This is a genomic window from Pseudomonas sp. ICMP 561, from assembly GCF_002699985.1.
Taxonomy (GTDB): domain Bacteria; phylum Pseudomonadota; class Gammaproteobacteria; order Pseudomonadales; family Pseudomonadaceae; genus Aquipseudomonas; species Aquipseudomonas quasicaspiana.
In genome coordinates this window covers 46914-60925 of record NZ_LKBT01000014.1, presented here as the reverse complement: position 1 = coordinate 60925, position 14012 = coordinate 46914, and the positions used below count along the sequence as shown (strand labels likewise).

At 55.1% G+C, this 14012-nt stretch carries 17 protein-coding genes, 1 tRNA gene and 2 pseudogenes; 9 read left to right on the top strand and 11 right to left on the bottom strand.

All coding sequences use genetic code 11. The annotated features are described in order from the left end of the window. The first annotated feature begins 168 nt into the window (after positions 1 to 168). The 4 genes and pseudogenes from AO242_RS13445 to AO242_RS30170 form a co-directional block, all read left to right on the top strand. Positions 169 to 819 (top strand): HAD-IA family hydrolase, encoded by a 651-nt coding sequence (locus AO242_RS13445; RefSeq protein WP_099269097.1) that lies wholly within the window; start codon positions 169 to 171, stop codon positions 817 to 819. Positions 820 to 1036: 217 nt separating this feature from the next. After that, a pseudogene (locus AO242_RS13440) lies at positions 1037 to 1300 on the top strand (type II toxin-antitoxin system RelE/ParE family toxin); the annotation flags it as partial. A gap of 3 nt (positions 1301 to 1303) precedes the next feature. Next, complete coding sequence (locus AO242_RS13435) at positions 1304 to 1588, top strand: addiction module antidote protein (RefSeq protein ID WP_099269095.1); 285 nt, start codon at positions 1304 to 1306, stop codon at positions 1586 to 1588. Between the two features lie 53 nt (positions 1589 to 1641). Next, positions 1642 to 1733 (top strand): annotated as a pseudogene (locus tag AO242_RS30170) (HAD family hydrolase); the annotation flags it as partial. A gap of 120 nt (positions 1734 to 1853) precedes the next feature. Here the strand turns inward: AO242_RS30170 and AO242_RS13425 are convergent. Both AO242_RS13425 and AO242_RS13420 read right to left on the bottom strand, forming a co-directional pair. Continuing rightward, positions 1854 to 2081 (bottom strand): hypothetical protein, encoded by a 228-nt coding sequence (locus AO242_RS13425; RefSeq protein WP_099269093.1) that lies wholly within the window; start codon positions 2079 to 2081, stop codon positions 1854 to 1856. Positions 2082 to 2538: 457 nt separating this feature from the next. Beyond that, the gene (locus AO242_RS13420; protein ID WP_257153435.1) at positions 2539 to 2862 is read right to left on the bottom strand and encodes a hypothetical protein; all 324 of its coding nucleotides are present in this window, start codon (positions 2860 to 2862) and stop codon (positions 2539 to 2541) included. A gap of 44 nt (positions 2863 to 2906) precedes the next feature. On the opposite strand from AO242_RS13420, the gene AO242_RS13415 reads away from it, so the two are divergent. Together AO242_RS13415 and AO242_RS13410 are read left to right on the top strand one after the other, a co-directional pair. Then, positions 2907 to 3263: a helix-turn-helix domain-containing protein gene (locus tag AO242_RS13415; RefSeq protein WP_306475053.1), complete on the top strand. Its 357-nt coding sequence runs from the start codon at positions 2907 to 2909 to the stop codon at positions 3261 to 3263. After that, on the top strand, positions 3260 to 3502 hold the full coding sequence (locus AO242_RS13410; RefSeq protein WP_099269091.1) for a helix-turn-helix domain-containing protein: 243 nt from the start codon (positions 3260 to 3262) through the stop codon (positions 3500 to 3502). The genes AO242_RS13415 and AO242_RS13410 overlap by 4 nt, the downstream gene beginning before the upstream one ends. 318 nt (positions 3503 to 3820) lie before the next feature. On the opposite strand, the gene AO242_RS13405 is transcribed toward AO242_RS13410, so the two are convergent. The 7 genes from AO242_RS13405 to dapA all read right to left on the bottom strand — a co-directional run bounded on the left by AO242_RS13405 (position 3821) and on the right by dapA (position 9436). Then, on the bottom strand, positions 3821 to 4336 hold the full coding sequence (locus AO242_RS13405; protein ID WP_218927837.1) for a hypothetical protein: 516 nt from the start codon (positions 4334 to 4336) through the stop codon (positions 3821 to 3823). A gap of 245 nt (positions 4337 to 4581) precedes the next feature. After that, a complete protein-coding gene (locus AO242_RS13400; RefSeq protein WP_099269090.1) occupies positions 4582 to 5178 on the bottom strand; it encodes a hypothetical protein in 597 nt (198 codons plus the stop codon). A 561-nt stretch (positions 5179 to 5739) separates the two neighbouring features. Further along, positions 5740 to 5829 (bottom strand) — tRNA-Ser (locus AO242_RS13395). Between the two features lie 93 nt (positions 5830 to 5922). Further along, positions 5923 to 6636, bottom strand: a complete 714-nt coding sequence (gene purC, locus AO242_RS13390; RefSeq protein ID WP_077571533.1) for a phosphoribosylaminoimidazolesuccinocarboxamide synthase — start codon at positions 6634 to 6636, stop codon at positions 5923 to 5925. Positions 6637 to 6664: 28 nt separating this feature from the next. Then, a complete protein-coding gene (locus AO242_RS13385) occupies positions 6665 to 7423 on the bottom strand; it encodes an MBL fold metallo-hydrolase (RefSeq protein ID WP_099269089.1) in 759 nt (252 codons plus the stop codon). After that, a complete protein-coding gene (gene bamC, locus AO242_RS13380; protein ID WP_099269088.1) occupies positions 7424 to 8539 on the bottom strand; it encodes an outer membrane protein assembly factor BamC in 1116 nt (371 codons plus the stop codon). It lies immediately after the preceding gene. An 18-nt stretch (positions 8540 to 8557) separates the two neighbouring features. Further along, on the bottom strand, positions 8558 to 9436 hold the full coding sequence (dapA, locus tag AO242_RS13375) for a 4-hydroxy-tetrahydrodipicolinate synthase (RefSeq protein ID WP_027899150.1): 879 nt from the start codon (positions 9434 to 9436) through the stop codon (positions 8558 to 8560). A gap of 326 nt (positions 9437 to 9762) precedes the next feature. On the opposite strand from dapA, the gene AO242_RS13370 reads away from it, so the two are divergent. Continuing rightward, positions 9763 to 10326 carry a glycine cleavage system protein R gene (locus AO242_RS13370; RefSeq protein ID WP_027899149.1) on the top strand — a complete coding sequence of 188 codons (564 nt, stop codon included), beginning with the start codon at positions 9763 to 9765 and terminating at the stop codon, positions 10324 to 10326. 9 nt (positions 10327 to 10335) lie between these two features. Continuing rightward, a complete protein-coding gene (locus AO242_RS13365) occupies positions 10336 to 10809 on the top strand; it encodes a peroxiredoxin (RefSeq protein WP_099269087.1) in 474 nt (157 codons plus the stop codon). 148 nt (positions 10810 to 10957) lie between these two features. Here the strand turns inward: AO242_RS13365 and AO242_RS13360 are convergent, their stop codons facing one another. Together AO242_RS13360 and AO242_RS13355 are read right to left on the bottom strand one after the other, a co-directional pair. Further along, positions 10958 to 12028, bottom strand: a complete 1071-nt coding sequence (locus AO242_RS13360) for an AI-2E family transporter (RefSeq protein WP_099269086.1) — start codon at positions 12026 to 12028, stop codon at positions 10958 to 10960. Positions 12029 to 12064: 36 nt separating this feature from the next. Further along, positions 12065 to 12316 (bottom strand): sulfurtransferase TusA family protein, encoded by a 252-nt coding sequence (locus AO242_RS13355; RefSeq protein ID WP_099269085.1) that lies wholly within the window; start codon positions 12314 to 12316, stop codon positions 12065 to 12067. Positions 12317 to 12464: 148 nt separating this feature from the next. On the opposite strand from AO242_RS13355, the gene AO242_RS13350 reads away from it, so the two are divergent. Continuing rightward, complete coding sequence (locus AO242_RS13350; RefSeq protein WP_027899145.1) at positions 12465 to 13895, top strand: M48 family metalloprotease; 1431 nt, start codon at positions 12465 to 12467, stop codon at positions 13893 to 13895. Positions 13896 to 14012: the final 117 nt, after the last annotated feature.

Here is a 14012-nt window from a genome sequence, read left to right as displayed (position 1 = left end):
CATTCGCGGGCAAGCCTCGCTCCAACGGAGCTCGCTTATTTGTTGGAGCGAGGCTTGCCCGCGAAGAACGATTACGCGTTCTGTCTGACATAATTGAGGGCGACGTTCGGCAAGCGTGGTCACCGCCCCCTACCCTGATAAATCACTCCAACCCGACCGAGGTAACCCATGCTCAACAACCGACGCTTCTCGGCATTCCTGTTCGACATGGACGGCACGTTGCTCAACTCCATCGTCGCCGCCGAGCGGGTCTGGTCTCACTGGGCAGAGCGCCACGGCCTGGACGTCAAAACCTTCCTGCCCACGATCCACGGGGTGCGCTGCATCGACACCATCCGCAACCTGAACCTGCCCGGTGTTGACGCAGAACGGGAAGCCGAAGCAATTTCCCAGGCCGAAATCGACGATGTAGAAGGCGTCATCGAAGTACCCGACGCCGCCCGCCTCCTCGCCTCTCTCCCGCCAGAGCGTTGGGCTATCGTCACCTCCGCCCCACGCGCCTTGGCCGAAGCGCGCCTGAAAGCTGCTGGACTGAAATTACCGGTCAACATCGTCAGCGCTGAGGACGTCAGCCAAGGCAAACCCGCCCCGGACTGCTTTCTGCTTGCAGCCAAACGACTGGGCGTTGATCCGAAGGACTGTCTGGTATTCGAAGATGCACCCGCAGGCATTGCAGCGGCTGAAGCAGCAGGCGCGAGTGTGGTGGTGATTACGGCGACGCATGAGCATGAAATTGAGACCCAGCACGGGACGCTGGCGAGTTATGCAGGCGTGACGGTGGTTGTTGATGCTGAAGGGCTGGGATTGATGCGGGCTTAAAGCAGGAAGACAGCCCGCGCTCAAGAGCCTGACTACTAAGATAGTAATCGTCGCGATCGTGATAAAAATTCCAGCGGCGACCGCCATGGAATACCAGAAAAACTCATCAGCAGCCTCTCCAGCCTCTCCAGCATCGACTCCATGAGACCAAGCGCGGTAGGTATCTACCGCACGCGATACAGGTTGCATGCCTAAGCTCTCCGCCCCGTTGTGATATTTCGTCCATTGGCACGCAGGCTTGCGCGACATACGGGCCAGGATCGCTATAGCGCGACGTATTGAGCGCGTATCGGCAGGTAATCTGGGAGACGTGAAAGCCGTCGGCGAAGGAGTGTCCGAGATGCGCGTAGATGTCGGCGCAGGATACAGAATCTATTTCACCACCCGGGACCGTACGATCATCGTGCTCCTGGTCGGCGGGGATAAATCAACTCAGCCGGGTGATATAAGGCAGGCAAAAATAATGGCGAAGGAGGTTTGATAAATGTCCACTACCCTAGTGCCGTTTGATATGGCAGCGATCCTTGACAGCGACGAGGCGATCAACGAATACCTCTCCCAGGTTCTTGCTGATGGTGATACGGACGAACTGATTCGTGCCGTGGGCCATGTAGCAAAAGCACGTGGCATGGCTCAGATAGCCAAGGATTCAGGACTTGGCAGAGCCAGTCTGTACAAAGCTTTGGCTCCAGGTGCAAAGCCGCGCTTTGACACAGTACTGAAAGTATTAACTGCACTCGGAATCAAGCTGGTCACTCATCGTCCTTAACCAGAATCCCAGTCCGAGGTAGCCATGCTCAACAACCGACGCTCTAGGCACTCCTGTTCGACTTGGACGGCAAGCTGCTCAATTCCATCGTCGCCGCCGAGCGGGTCTGGAATCACTGGGTGAACGTCATGGCGTTGACGCAGCATGAGATAGAGACGACGCACGCGACGCTGGCGAGCTATGAAGGGGTGACGGTGGTTGTTGACGCTGAGGGATTGGGGCTTATTAGGTACTCACCACCAGAAGGGATGCAAGCAAAAAGCGATTAGCTGAGTAGCCTGGCCAGCAACAGCGTTACCGTGGACACTGCGCCAATCATGCCGATGGCAATTGCGACGGGATACCAGAAGATTTCGCGAGTCATTTTGCGAGCTTCAGCATTGAGCTTGGTTTTTTCAGCGCCAAGCTTGTCAGCCTCCAAAACGAGCTTGCGAGCTTCAGCTAATATTTTGTCGATCTCGGCTTTGGTTTTTTCGAGCTCGGTTTCAGTCATGACGCGTTCCTGCATGGTTTCCCCTGAAATGAGCGCCTATATAAGCCTGCGCCCCTGAAACTGATTTCCCTCGTTATGCCGAGTGGATTCAGGTTCATCTTCAGCCAATTCCAATTGGCGACTGCGGTAGTTATTCATATCTCCAAGCTCTCGACTATCAACCTGAGGAAAATCGGACGATTCCTACACCCCCTTTGGCCCGCGTTACCCGAAATCCCCTCTCCCAGTGAGAAGTTCTGTGTTTGCCAGCCATCCCGTAGAAACGGCTTCAGCCGGGAGGGCGCTATTTCTGCCGACGAATGTCTAGCGATATGCCCCGACTTCCTCCCGGCTGAAACCGTTTCTACGGGATGGCGTGGAACCTGTGGGAGCGAGGCTTGCCCGCGATTCAGGCGCCGCAGGGCATCAGTCACACCGGGAACCAGCATTCTCCACCAGGCTAGCCGATCACCTCAATTCACGCATCAACACCCAACCGTCTGCGTCGAGCCACCAACGCTCGCCGAAACGACAAATCCGCGTAATCCATAAAAAGCCGCGCCAGATGATTGAGCGCCACCTCCTCGCCTTCACTGCCCACAACGAAATCGAAGCCCAAAGCACGCTTGTTCTCGTCGGGCAACTCATCCCAACTGGTCATGATGTAGGCGTACATGGAGCTGACGACTTGCAGCTTGGTCAACGCAGCTTGAGAGTTACGACTTAAAAGCCTGGCAGAGCGAGTCATCGCGTTACGTCGAGCTGCTTGCTTGGGAAAGCGTGAGAGTTTTGGTTTTTTCATAAATTGTGTCCTTTCAGCTAAGCCTTCCGAGATTTATTACGTCCGTGCAGACCTCCAGCCATGCGCCGAATCAAAACCAAGAATATCCGAAAATCAGATATCTGAAAATCAGTTATAGCTTACGCCGCTGTTCAACAGGAACGGCCACCATGACAAAAGCAATCTATCGACGAGAACATCAGGTGCTGATCAAGCTACTGCGCACGATTAGAGAAAACGCCGACCTGACCCAATCGGAGTGCTCCGCAGCGCTGGGCCGACCACAGTCATTCATGAGCGATGTGGAAAAAGGATCACGACGCCTGGATCTGATTCAACTGCGGGATTTGTGCGCGGTGCTTGGTTATGCGTTGCCGCAGTTTGTGAATGAGTATGAAGCGGCGCTGGCGTCGTCAGAGTGAAAACCATCCACAACACCCGCTACCTATCCCTTCTGACCCTTCTCCTGGAAGCGCGAATAGAAGCAGGCCTGGCTCAAAAAGAGCTGGCCACGAAGTTGGGACGGCCGCAGTCCTTCGTGTCGAAAACCGAAAATGCGGAGCGGCGGCTGGATGTGATTGAGTTTATGGATTTGTGTCGGGGGCTGGATGCGGATCCGCATGAGTTGCTGGTTCGTCTGGAAAAGATGAGCACCGAATAATATTGCTCTCCAACTTATCTAGCTCACACAAAAAAGCCCCAGAAGCATAACTTCTGGGGCTTTCATTTGTATGGCGGAGAGATAGGGACACTCTGCGAAATGCTCAGTAGCCCCCGAAACACAAGCGTGATGAGGCCTACAACGGAGTTTTGGTACAAAGCAGTGGTACAAAATGCTCTCTCCGTCAGATGCGACAACAGGGAACTTTTCGCTTCCTATATTTGAGCCTCTAATCAAAATATAAAATTTTTTTCAATGCCCCTCATCAATCCACCAGACGATAGTGTTAGCTGACAGCTGAGCACCTACAGATCCTCTCTACGGACACCTATACTTTCGAATAACATTTTCCACTAGATCAATAATGAAATCCGTTGCTTTAACCTCGGAAATATTTATTGCGGATGGATGTGCCGAGCTATTACGAATACCAAGCTTGACGTCGAGAATTTTGCGGACATCATTCGATATAATGCCAGCAACTCTAAGAATTTCAATAAACTTCCCCTCTGGAATTTCGGTAAAGTCGTCAATTTTTGCTATAGCTTTAATTCTGATTCGCTTATCATTATTCGTCGCCAGCACGGCGTTGAATGCAGCAAGCTCGCTCGACAATACAAAATTATTCATATGATGTATTACAAGAATCCAAACCATCACTATGGCTGAACGCCTAGCTCCAATTTCGTAACAATCAATAGCTTCTTGGAGAAATGTTTTTTCCGCTAAATCCTCCATTTCAGGCAATAGATTTCGCAATAATAGACTCGTCTCTAATTTTGCCGGACCTGAATGCAATGTTTTCTGAATGTCAACTTGGGCGCTTCTTGACAAGCTGTACCCACTTGTCGCCTTGATAAAGCTGCGATTGCTTCCGCGTTTTGAATGTGTGGAAAGGTAAGCGCTAATGTTTGAATACGGTGGTATACGTAATTCAGAGAAACAACCCGATATCTTGGAGGCTGTGGCAGATGGATGAGATTGGACGATCGTAAGAAAATATACAAAATAGTGTATCAACTCCGACGACGTTTTCGAGGCGAGGTCGGGGATCTTCAGCGCAAAGTTTTCTATGTCTATCATTCAGCAGGAGTCGCTTTTGGTAAATCGTGCTCCAAATGATTCATACCAATGGTAGTTACACGGATATCGTCCATATGAGACGTATTCACCCAACCTTTAGCGCTTGATGTGTCAAACAAGCTTTGCCGTAAGGCTCCAGGAACTTTGACACCAATATGCCTATAACACGTAAAAATATGATTTTCAGCAATATTAGCCAACTCCATCTCGTGCTGCATGAAATAAACAAAAGCTAAGTTTCTCTCCATATTTGTTTTTAATACGAATCTTGCAACAAAATCTTTTAAGCGACCAGCTTTCGTATTGGAGAGATCTAGATCCGTAACCATCGAATGTTCTTCTCGGCTTCCTTTACGGAGCTTCGCGGTTGCACTTGAGGCAGATTTCGTATTTTTCAGCTTGGGAGTAGGCGCTTCAGATGTTGCTGGTTGCGGAGCATCTATGCCTTTGATTCCATGCGTCACTTCTTGTTTCGCAGGTACCGATTGCATCCGCGCCTTGAAGTCGTTGTAAACTTCTAGTACGAATCCTTCCGAGCCCTCAACGTCAATCAATCCCTGCGAAAGGTCAATTCTCAACTTTGCTGTAGACATCGCTCACCCCTGAGTCTAGTCGAATCGTCTACATAGATATATCACATCGCCAGCACCGCAGGAACACGTGATGCTTTGGGAAATGAGATCATCGGGCAGACGAAGCCCGCCAAGACGGATACCAGGCATGCCGCTCTCCCTTCAGCCTTCCTTTTTGCGTCGCTGACCGCCATGCGTGGAAGCGTTAAACCCTCTCCACGCTGCTAGCCAGACGTCCGGCTGGAAGACGTATAGTAGGATAAAGAGCGATTACTTAAGGGCAATTGATATTGACGCAGAGTGCCCCGGTGAGAGCGTATGACCTCCGCAGAATGGATTGACCCGGCGGTAGATCGCGGGTCAGCTCTCGTAAGCCCTGATGAGCACATCGCAAGTGCATTCCATTAGCGAATTGGTAGGGAGTAAATCTGGCAACGAAGCAGTGCCAATTCGTTGAGATTAAAATTTGATCAAAAAAAAGCCTTGATCCAAAGATCAAGGCAATTTTTTGGTACAAAGTGCTGGTACAAATCCACTTTGCCAAAATCCTCATAACCTATTGATTTATAAGGATTTTTAATATGGCGGAGAGATAGGGATTTGAACCCTAGGTACTGTCGCCAGTACAACGGATTTCGAATCCGTCCCGTTCGGCCACTCCGGCATCTCTCCAACGGCGCGCATCATAACAGTTCAATTGCAGAAGGCGATACCTTTTGCTGATTTTTTTTCGTGCTATCAAGCGCTTGCGTTACTTTCTCCGTCTTAGAGCGGTACGCCCAGACGGTTGGCGACTTCTTCGTAGGCTTCGATAACATCACCGAGGCCTTGGCGGAAGCGGTCTTTGTCCATCTTCTTCTTGGTGTCCTTGTCCCACAGACGGCAGCCGTCCGGGCTGAATTCGTCGCCCAGGACGATGGAGCCGTCGCTGAAAACACCGAATTCGAGTTTGAAGTCGACCAACAGCAGACCAGCGTCATCGAACAGTTTGCTCAGGACTTCGTTGACCTTGAGCGACAGTTCTTTCATGCGAACCAGTTGCTCGGCGGTGCCCCAACCGAATGCCACGACGTGGGATTCGTTGATAAACGGGTCGCCTTTGGCGTCGTCCTTCAGGAACAGCTCGAAGGTGTATGGGTTGAGCTTGAGGCCCTCTTCGACGCCGAGGCGCTTGACCAGGCTGCCGGCGGCGTAGTTACGCACGACGCATTCAACCGGGATCATGTCGAGCTTTTTGACCAGCACTTCATTGTCGGCCAGCAGTTTGTCGAACTGGGTCGGAATGCCTGCCGCTTCGAGCTTCTGCATGATGAAGGCGTTGAACTTGTTGTTCACCATGCCTTTGCGGTCCAGTTGTTCGATACGCTTGCCGTCGAACGCCGACGTGTCGTTACGGAACAGCAGGATCAAGCGGTCAGCGTCGTCGGTCTTGTAAACCGATTTGGCTTTGCCGCGGTAGAGTTCTTCACGTTTTTCCATGATGGGCTCCGCTTGCTAAGTAGTTGGGCTAGGCGATATGTCGCCAGTCGAGCCCTGAATCTTGATCGGCCAATTGTAACCAGTCCGGATCGCACCCGAGGGTGTCGACGAAACATTGCCGGGCCAGATGCGGCAGATTGTTCTTACTGCTGAGGTGGGCCAGTACCAGATGTTGCAGGTCCTGCCAGCCCAGCTCGTTCACCAGGCTTGCGGCCTGATGGTTGTTCAAATGTCCTTCGCTGCCACCGACCCGCTGCTTCAGGAAGTATGGGTAGTGACCGCGAGCAAGCATGTCCCGGCAGTGGTTGGACTCGATCATCAAGGCGTCCAGGCCGTGGTAGCTTTGCAGCACCGTCGGGCAGTACGACCCCAGATCCGTCAGCAAGCCAAAGCGACGCGTGCCGTCGGTGAAGACGAACTGCGTCGGTTCAAGGGCATCGTGAGCGACGGACACCACATGGATGTTCAACGCCCCCAGTTGCAAATCCTGGCCGCCTGCCAGATACCCGGCGACTTCAACAGGCTTGCGCAACCCTCTCGCCGTGCCGCTACTCATGTACACCGGAAGATTGTAGCGCCGAGACAGCAAACCCACGCCATTCACGTGATCGGCATGTTCGTGGGTCACCAGAATCGCGCTCAACTGATGCGCGCTAAGCCCTAGCCGCGCCAGTCTTCGTTCGGTTTCCCGCAGGGAGAAACCACAATCCACCAACACATGGGTATTGCCGCTGGCTACCAGCGTGCCATTCCCTTGGCTGCCGCTGCCTAATACTGCGAAACGCACTTAACCCAGGTTGTCTTGAATGACACCCAGTACGCGACGGGCAACATCTGCCGGCGCGACGGTGTTGATGTTCTTCTCGACGGTAACCTGAACGTTGTCACCCACTTTGCTCAAGCGCACTTGATAACGCTCGGCACGGGCATCGATCTCTTCCTTGGTTTCCTTGCTGCCGAACAGGCGGCCGAAGAAACCAGGCTTGTTCTCAGGCGTATCAGCCCGCTCTGCCAGGTTGATGTAGTACAGACCCAGGCTGCGGTTGATGTCTTCAACGCGCCATTCACCCTGATTCAGGGCTCGACCTACGCTGGACCATGCGCGATCCAGATCCGAACCGACGTTCAGAACCGGGTTGCCGCTACCGTCTTCGCTCAAGGCGACACGACTTGGGGTGTCGTAGTCACGCGCTGCCAGCAGCGATACGGAACCGCCCAGGGCAGAGCTGCGGCTCAGGCTGGCCAGCATGTCATCGGTCAGTGCGGCATCGAGTGCCACGTTGGTAGCGCGATCAGTGAACGGGACATCAGCGGAGCTACCGGCTGGGCGCTCAGCGCTTACCACGTAGATTTCACTGGTGTTGCGCTGCACGCCTGGCTCGATACGCACTCGCACGCGAGTTTCTGCATCGGAGGCCGTGCCACTGGCAGTCAGGCGCTTGGCAACGGCAGCGGACAGCTCGTCCAGACGCTGCCAGGTAGTGCTGAACTCACCAGTTTGCGGGCGATCTTCGGCGATACGGAAACCGTTATCCTCGAAATACTGATGCGCGACTGGCCAGACTTCGGCAGGCGCACGCTGAGCGAGCACCCAGCTGTTGTTGCCGCTCTTCTGCAGACTGAAGTCGCTGGAGTCCGCTACGGTCGACAGCGGTTGCGGGCGAGGAACTACGAATTCGCCTTTGGCGGTGTCGTCCGCCACGTTGCGCGGGATCGGCAACAGAGGGTCAAGACGCTTCGTCTCGGAGACACCCGGCGGAATCTGCATCGGTGCAGTTTGCTGTGCTTCGAGGTAATCGCTGCCACGGTCACGGAAGTAACCATCTTCACCCCAGAGCCAACCGCAACCGCTGGTGCTGGAGATAATCAAGGCAAGTGCGGAAAGTCCGGCCAATCGCTTCATTGCGTAATGCTTCCTCAATTAAACCAGAACGCCGGACTGGCGCAGGGCCTGACGCAGCGGTTCGTGACAGGCCTGACTCAGCCAGGTGAGCGGCAGACGGATACCGTCCGGCATCAAACCCATTTCGTTCAGGGCCCATTTCACGGGGATAGGGTTGGATTCGATAAACAGGGTCTTGTTGAGCGGCATCAGCTTTTCATTGATGGCCCGCGCAGTCTCGGCATCCCCGCGCATGGCGGCGGCACACAGCTCGCTCATGGCGCGCGGTGCAACGTTGGCCGTTACGGAAATATTGCCCTTGCCGCCCAGCAGAATCAGTTCGACCGCCGTAGGGTCATCACCGGAATACACCAGGAAGTCGCTGCTGACACCGGCCAGAATGGCCTTGGCACGCTGCAGGTCGCCCGTAGCTTCTTTAATACCGATGATATTCGGCACCGTGGACAGGCGCACGACGGTTTCAGGCAGCATGTCGCAGGCTGTTCGGCCTGGCACGTTGTAAAGAATCTGCGGGATATCGACCGCTTCGGCGATAGTCTTGAAGTGCTGATACAGCCCTTCCTGGGTCGGCTTGTTGTAATACGGCGTGACCAGCAGGCACGCATCGGCGCCAGCGCGCTTGGCGTTGTTGGTCAACTCGATCGCTTCACGCGTGGAGTTTGCGCCGGTACCTGCGATGACAGGAATACGACCTGCAACCTGATCGACCACACGACGGATCACTTCGATGTGTTCGTTCACATCGAGCGTGGCCGATTCACCTGTGGTGCCAACGGCAACAATGGCGTTGGTGCCTTCTTGCAGGTGGAAGTCCACCAGTTTGCTCAGGCTGTCCCAGTCCAGACGTCCCTGTGCATCCATGGGTGTGACCAGTGCCACCATACTGCCCGCAATCATGCAAACCGCTCCTGCCGGAAAAAGAGAGCGGTAATGGTACTGGCGCTATCAGCCTAGTACAAGCGAAGTACCACGCTGTGAGCATTCCCCTGAGCGATGGTTTTCGCTACCCTTCGTTCTTTGATCGGTACTGGTCATCTGCGCGCCTCCTTCAATCGGTCGATTTTATCGTCAGAACCCCTGCTCCAGCGCTGTTGCAGCCTGCCTTTGGTAATCAGGCAGACGCACTCCGCCAGAAGCTGCGGCGGGTGTCTGGCGCTGTTGATCGTCGATTCGGTCCTGCAAGCCAATAAATGTACCGACCGCTCATCATCTAGGAATGCTGCATGTCGTCCACCCCCACAGTTCGCGAACAATTCCTTGTCATCAGTGCCCTTGGCGCAAACCCAATGGAGCTGACCAACGTCCTGTGCCGTGCCAGTCACGAAAGTCGTTGCTCGGTTGTCAGCTCACGCCTGACCCGTCACGGCGAATACAGTGCGTTGATTCTGCAGGTCTCCGGTAGCTGGGATGCCCTGGCCCGCCTGGAAACCGGCCTCCCCGGCCTGTCCAAGAAACATGACTTCACTACCAGTGTGGTGCGCAGTGCCACGCTGGAAAGCCGTCCAGAGGCGCTGCCTTACGTGGCTTACGTCAGCTCGGCGTATCGCCCGGACATCATCAATGAGCTGTGCCAGTTCTTCATGGATCACAATGTGGAACTGGAAAACCTGATCTGCGATACCTATCTGGCACCGCAGACTGGTGGCACGATGCTTAACGCAACCTTCACCGTGACCTTGCCTGCGGGCATCCAGATCAGTTGGCTGCGCGATCAGTTCCTGGATTTCGCCGACGCGCTGAACCTCGATGCACTGATTGAACCGTGGCGTCCGCAAGCTCCTATGTAAGGAAATCCCATGGCTGTAGCAGTAGATCAACCGGTTAGTGATTTTCAGGTGCAAGCCACCAGCGGGCAGGCCGTGAGCCTGGCCGAACTGAAGGGCAAGCAGGTCGTGATTTACTTCTATCCGAAGGACAGCACACCGGGCTGTACCACTCAGGGTCAGAACTTTCGCGATCAGCACGAGCAGTTTCAGGCGGCCAACACGCTGGTATTTGGCGTGTCGCGAGACAGCCTGAAGTCCCACGAGAACTTCAAGGCCAAGCAATCGTTCCCGTTCGAGCTGATTTCGGACAAGGACGAAGCCCTTTGCCAACTGTTCGATGTGATCAAGCTCAAGAAGCTATACGGCAAGGAATACCTCGGCGTAGATCGCAGCACCTTTTTGATCGACAAAGATGGCGTGCTGCGCCACGAATGGCGCGGTGTGAAAGTGCCGGGTCATGTGGAAGCCGTGCTGGAGAAGGCTCAGGCGTTGAATAGAGCCTGAAGTCCCGCCACGATCACTGACGCCCTCGCGGCTAAAGTCGCTCCTACGGGCCTTCATAAGACCGTAGGACCGGCTTTAGCCGGGAGGGGCCGGTCTAGGCGATACATATGTAACACGAGAAATGTCGCCCTCCCGGCTAAAGCCGGTCCTACAAAAGCGGCGCCACGGTCGGCTCCTGCCTTGGCCACGCATCCAGCACGGCCTTGAACAGCGTCGCCAGCGGAATCGCGAAGAAAATCCCCCAGAAGCCCCACAACCCGCCAAACAACAGGACCGCGCAGATGATTGCGACCGGGTGCAGGTTGACCGCCTCCGAGAACAGCAGCGGCACCAGCACGTTGCCATCCAGCGCCTGAATCACGCCATAGACCACCATCAGATAGATGAACTGGTCACTCCAGCCCCACTGAAACAAGGCGATCAGCGCCACCGGAACGGTTACCACGACCGCGCCTACGTAGGGCACCACAACGGAAATACCCACCAGCATCGCCAACAAGGCCGCATAGTTGAGGCCCAGCGCCACAAAACCGATGTAGGTCACGCCGCCACAGATAAATATCTCGATGACTTTGCCACGGATGTAATTGGCGATCTGCCGATTCATCTCCTCGGCCACTCGCGTCATCAAAGCGCGCTCCCGCGGCAGATAGCTGACGACCCAACGACCGATGAGACGCCGATCCTTGAGGAAGAAGAACACCAGGATCGGCACCAGCACCAGATAGATCATGATATTCGCCAGCAAAGGCAGGCTCGACAACGAGAACGTCAGCGCCCACTGACCGAATTTGCCGATCTCGCCCCGCGCGACTTCAATGGCATGCAGCACTTGTTCATCGGAAACCAGATGCGGGTAGCGCTCGGGCAACAGCAGTAATAACGACTGCCACTTTGCAAGCATGCCCGGCAGCTCGTTGAACAAGGTGATCAATTGATGCCAGAGCAGCGGCACCAAGACCAGTAAAAACAGCAGGAGCGCGCCCATGAACAGCATAAAGACCAGACCAACAGCACCGGACTCCGGAACGCGAAAACGCTCAAGCAGGCTCACCAGCCCTTGCATCAGGAACGCCAGCACCATCCCGGCGAGCACCGGCGCCAGCATGCCGCCCAGCGTCAGAACAATGGTGAATGCCAGAAACAGCAACACCGCCAGTACCACGGCCTCTTCATCGGAGAAGTAGCGTTGTACCCAGTTGCGAAGCACGTTGAACATCAAAAATCCTTGTGAAAGCGGATGGGCCCCGTTGGATTACGCCTTGCGCAGCCAATAGGTGTAGATCCCCGCGTCAGCTTCCTCATGAAGCAATTCATGGCCAGCAAGCCTGGCAAAGGAACGGAAGTCACGCTGAGATCCAGCGTCGGTAGCGATGACCTTGAGCACGGCACCTTGGGAAAGGCGATTGAGCTCAAGCTTGGCCTTGAGCAGCGGCAGCGGGCAATTAAGGCCACTGGCGTCGACTTCGGCATCACAGCTTTCGGGGCGCGTTACAGCGTCAGACATCGTTTCTCTCCAGGCAGGCACATCAAATTGCCATGCGAAGGCAAAATGTTTTTTCAGATACGTCTTACAGCCCGGAAGAATACCGCACTCTGGTCATCAGGCCATGGAGACAGCTACAGTAGAGGTTCTCCAACTCAGAGCTCCATGGATGAATTTTCTGCGCCCCACCCTGTTGACGCTCGCATGCCTGCTATCTGTTCCTGCGCATGCCGATGACTTGCCATCCCTTGGCGATGCCAGTTCCGCGATTGTTTCGCCGGAGCAGGAACACCAGTTGGGCCGTGCCTGGCTTGGGCTGCTGCGAGCCCAGGTCGCGCAACTTTCGGACCCGCAACTCAAGGACTTCGTCGAGACCTCGGTCTATAGCCTGGCGGAAACCAGTCAGGTGCAGGACCGACGCCTTGAGTTCATTCTGATCAACAGCCCGCAACTCAACGCCTTCGCAGCTCCTGGTGGGATTATCGGCGTGAACGGCGGGTTGTTCCTGAATGCTCAAACTGAGGGCGAATACGCCTCAGTACTGGCCCACGAACTGGCTCACTTGTCGCAACGCCACTTTGCCCGGGGTGTTGAAGCCCAACAGCGCATGCAGGTGCCTGTGCTGGCGGCGATGCTGGCCGGTATCGTCATGGCGGCTGCCGGGGCCGGGGATGCGGGCATTGCCGCCATCGCGGGTTCACAGGCTGCGGCTATCCAGGAACAGCGGCGCTTCTCGCGTCAGAATGAACAGGAAGCTGACCGGATCGGCATTCTCAACCTGGAGAAAGCCGGGTACGACCCGCGCAACATGCCGACCATGTTTGAACGCTTGATGCGTCAGTATCGCTTCGATGCCAAGCCACCCGAATTCCTCCTGACTCACCCGGTAACAGAATCGCGGATCGCGGATACCCGTAACCGCGCCGAGCAAGCCAAGCCGGGGGGCAAGGAAGACAGCGTGCGCTATCAGTTGATGCGCGCTCGTGTAGCGTTGATCTACGAAGAAACTCCAGGCATCGCGGCCAAGCGTTTCCGCGCGCAGCTGACCGAGAATCCTAAATCCGAACCTGCACGCTACGGTCTCGCTATCGCGCTGATCAAAGGCGGGCAACTCAACGAAGCCCGGGAAACCCTCAAGCCGTTGCTCGACAAGTCGCCGAACGACATCACTTACAACCTGACGCAAATCGATCTGGACATCACCAACAACCGACTCAACGACGCGCAACAGCGGGTTGACCGGATGCTGACTCAGTACCCCGACAACTATCCGTTGAATCAGGTACGAGTTGATGTGCTGCTCAAACAGAATCGTACCGCCGAAGCGGAAAAGTCCCTGAACGGGCTGCTGAAGAGTCGTCCTGATGATCCGGACATCTGGTATCTGGTCGCTGAAACCCGTGGTTTGAATGGCAACACCATCGGCCTGCATCAGGCTCGTGCCGAGTACTTCGCGCTGGTGGGTGATTTCAGGCAGGCGATCCAGCAACTGGACTTCGCCAAACGTCGGGCGAACAACAATTTCCAGCTGGCGTCACGCATTGATGCGCGGCAGAAGGAATTGGCGGATCAGGAGCGGATGGTCAAGGACATGATGTAACGCTGCAAGTTTTGATCCTGTAGGAGCGCGCTTACCCGCGATTGCGGTGCGTCAGGTTCCCTGTTTTTATCTGGTCAATCGCTATCGCGGGCAAGCGCGCTCCTACAGGTCAATCAT

Excerpts from the sequence above, each read along its gene's own strand:
- AO242_RS13445 (WP_099269097.1), top strand. The coding sequence starts at position 169 with ATGCTCAACAACCGACGCTTCTCGGCATTCCTGTTCGACATGGACGGC.
- AO242_RS13435 (WP_099269095.1), top strand. The coding sequence starts at position 1,304 with ATGTCCACTACCCTAGTGCCGTTTGATATGGCAGCGATCCTTGACAGC.
- AO242_RS13425 (WP_099269093.1), bottom strand. The coding sequence starts at position 2,081 with ATGACTGAAACCGAGCTCGAAAAAACCAAAGCCGAGATCGACAAAATA.
- AO242_RS13420 (WP_257153435.1), bottom strand. The coding sequence starts at position 2,862 with ATGAAAAAACCAAAACTCTCACGCTTTCCCAAGCAAGCAGCTCGACGT.
- AO242_RS13400 (WP_099269090.1), bottom strand. The coding sequence starts at position 5,178 with ATGTCTACAGCAAAGTTGAGAATTGACCTTTCGCAGGGATTGATTGAC.
- purC (WP_077571533.1), bottom strand. The coding sequence starts at position 6,636 with ATGGAAAAACGTGAAGAACTCTACCGCGGCAAAGCCAAATCGGTTTAC.
- bamC (WP_099269088.1), bottom strand. The coding sequence starts at position 8,539 with ATGAAGCGATTGGCCGGACTTTCCGCACTTGCCTTGATTATCTCCAGC.
- dapA (WP_027899150.1), bottom strand. The coding sequence starts at position 9,436 with ATGATTGCGGGCAGTATGGTGGCACTGGTCACACCCATGGATGCACAG.
- AO242_RS13370 (WP_027899149.1), top strand. The coding sequence starts at position 9,763 with ATGTCGTCCACCCCCACAGTTCGCGAACAATTCCTTGTCATCAGTGCC.
- AO242_RS13365 (WP_099269087.1), top strand. The coding sequence starts at position 10,336 with ATGGCTGTAGCAGTAGATCAACCGGTTAGTGATTTTCAGGTGCAAGCC.
- AO242_RS13360 (WP_099269086.1), bottom strand. The coding sequence starts at position 12,028 with ATGTTCAACGTGCTTCGCAACTGGGTACAACGCTACTTCTCCGATGAA.
- AO242_RS13355 (WP_099269085.1), bottom strand. The coding sequence starts at position 12,316 with ATGTCTGACGCTGTAACGCGCCCCGAAAGCTGTGATGCCGAAGTCGAC.
- AO242_RS13350 (WP_027899145.1), top strand. The coding sequence starts at position 12,465 with ATGAATTTTCTGCGCCCCACCCTGTTGACGCTCGCATGCCTGCTATCT.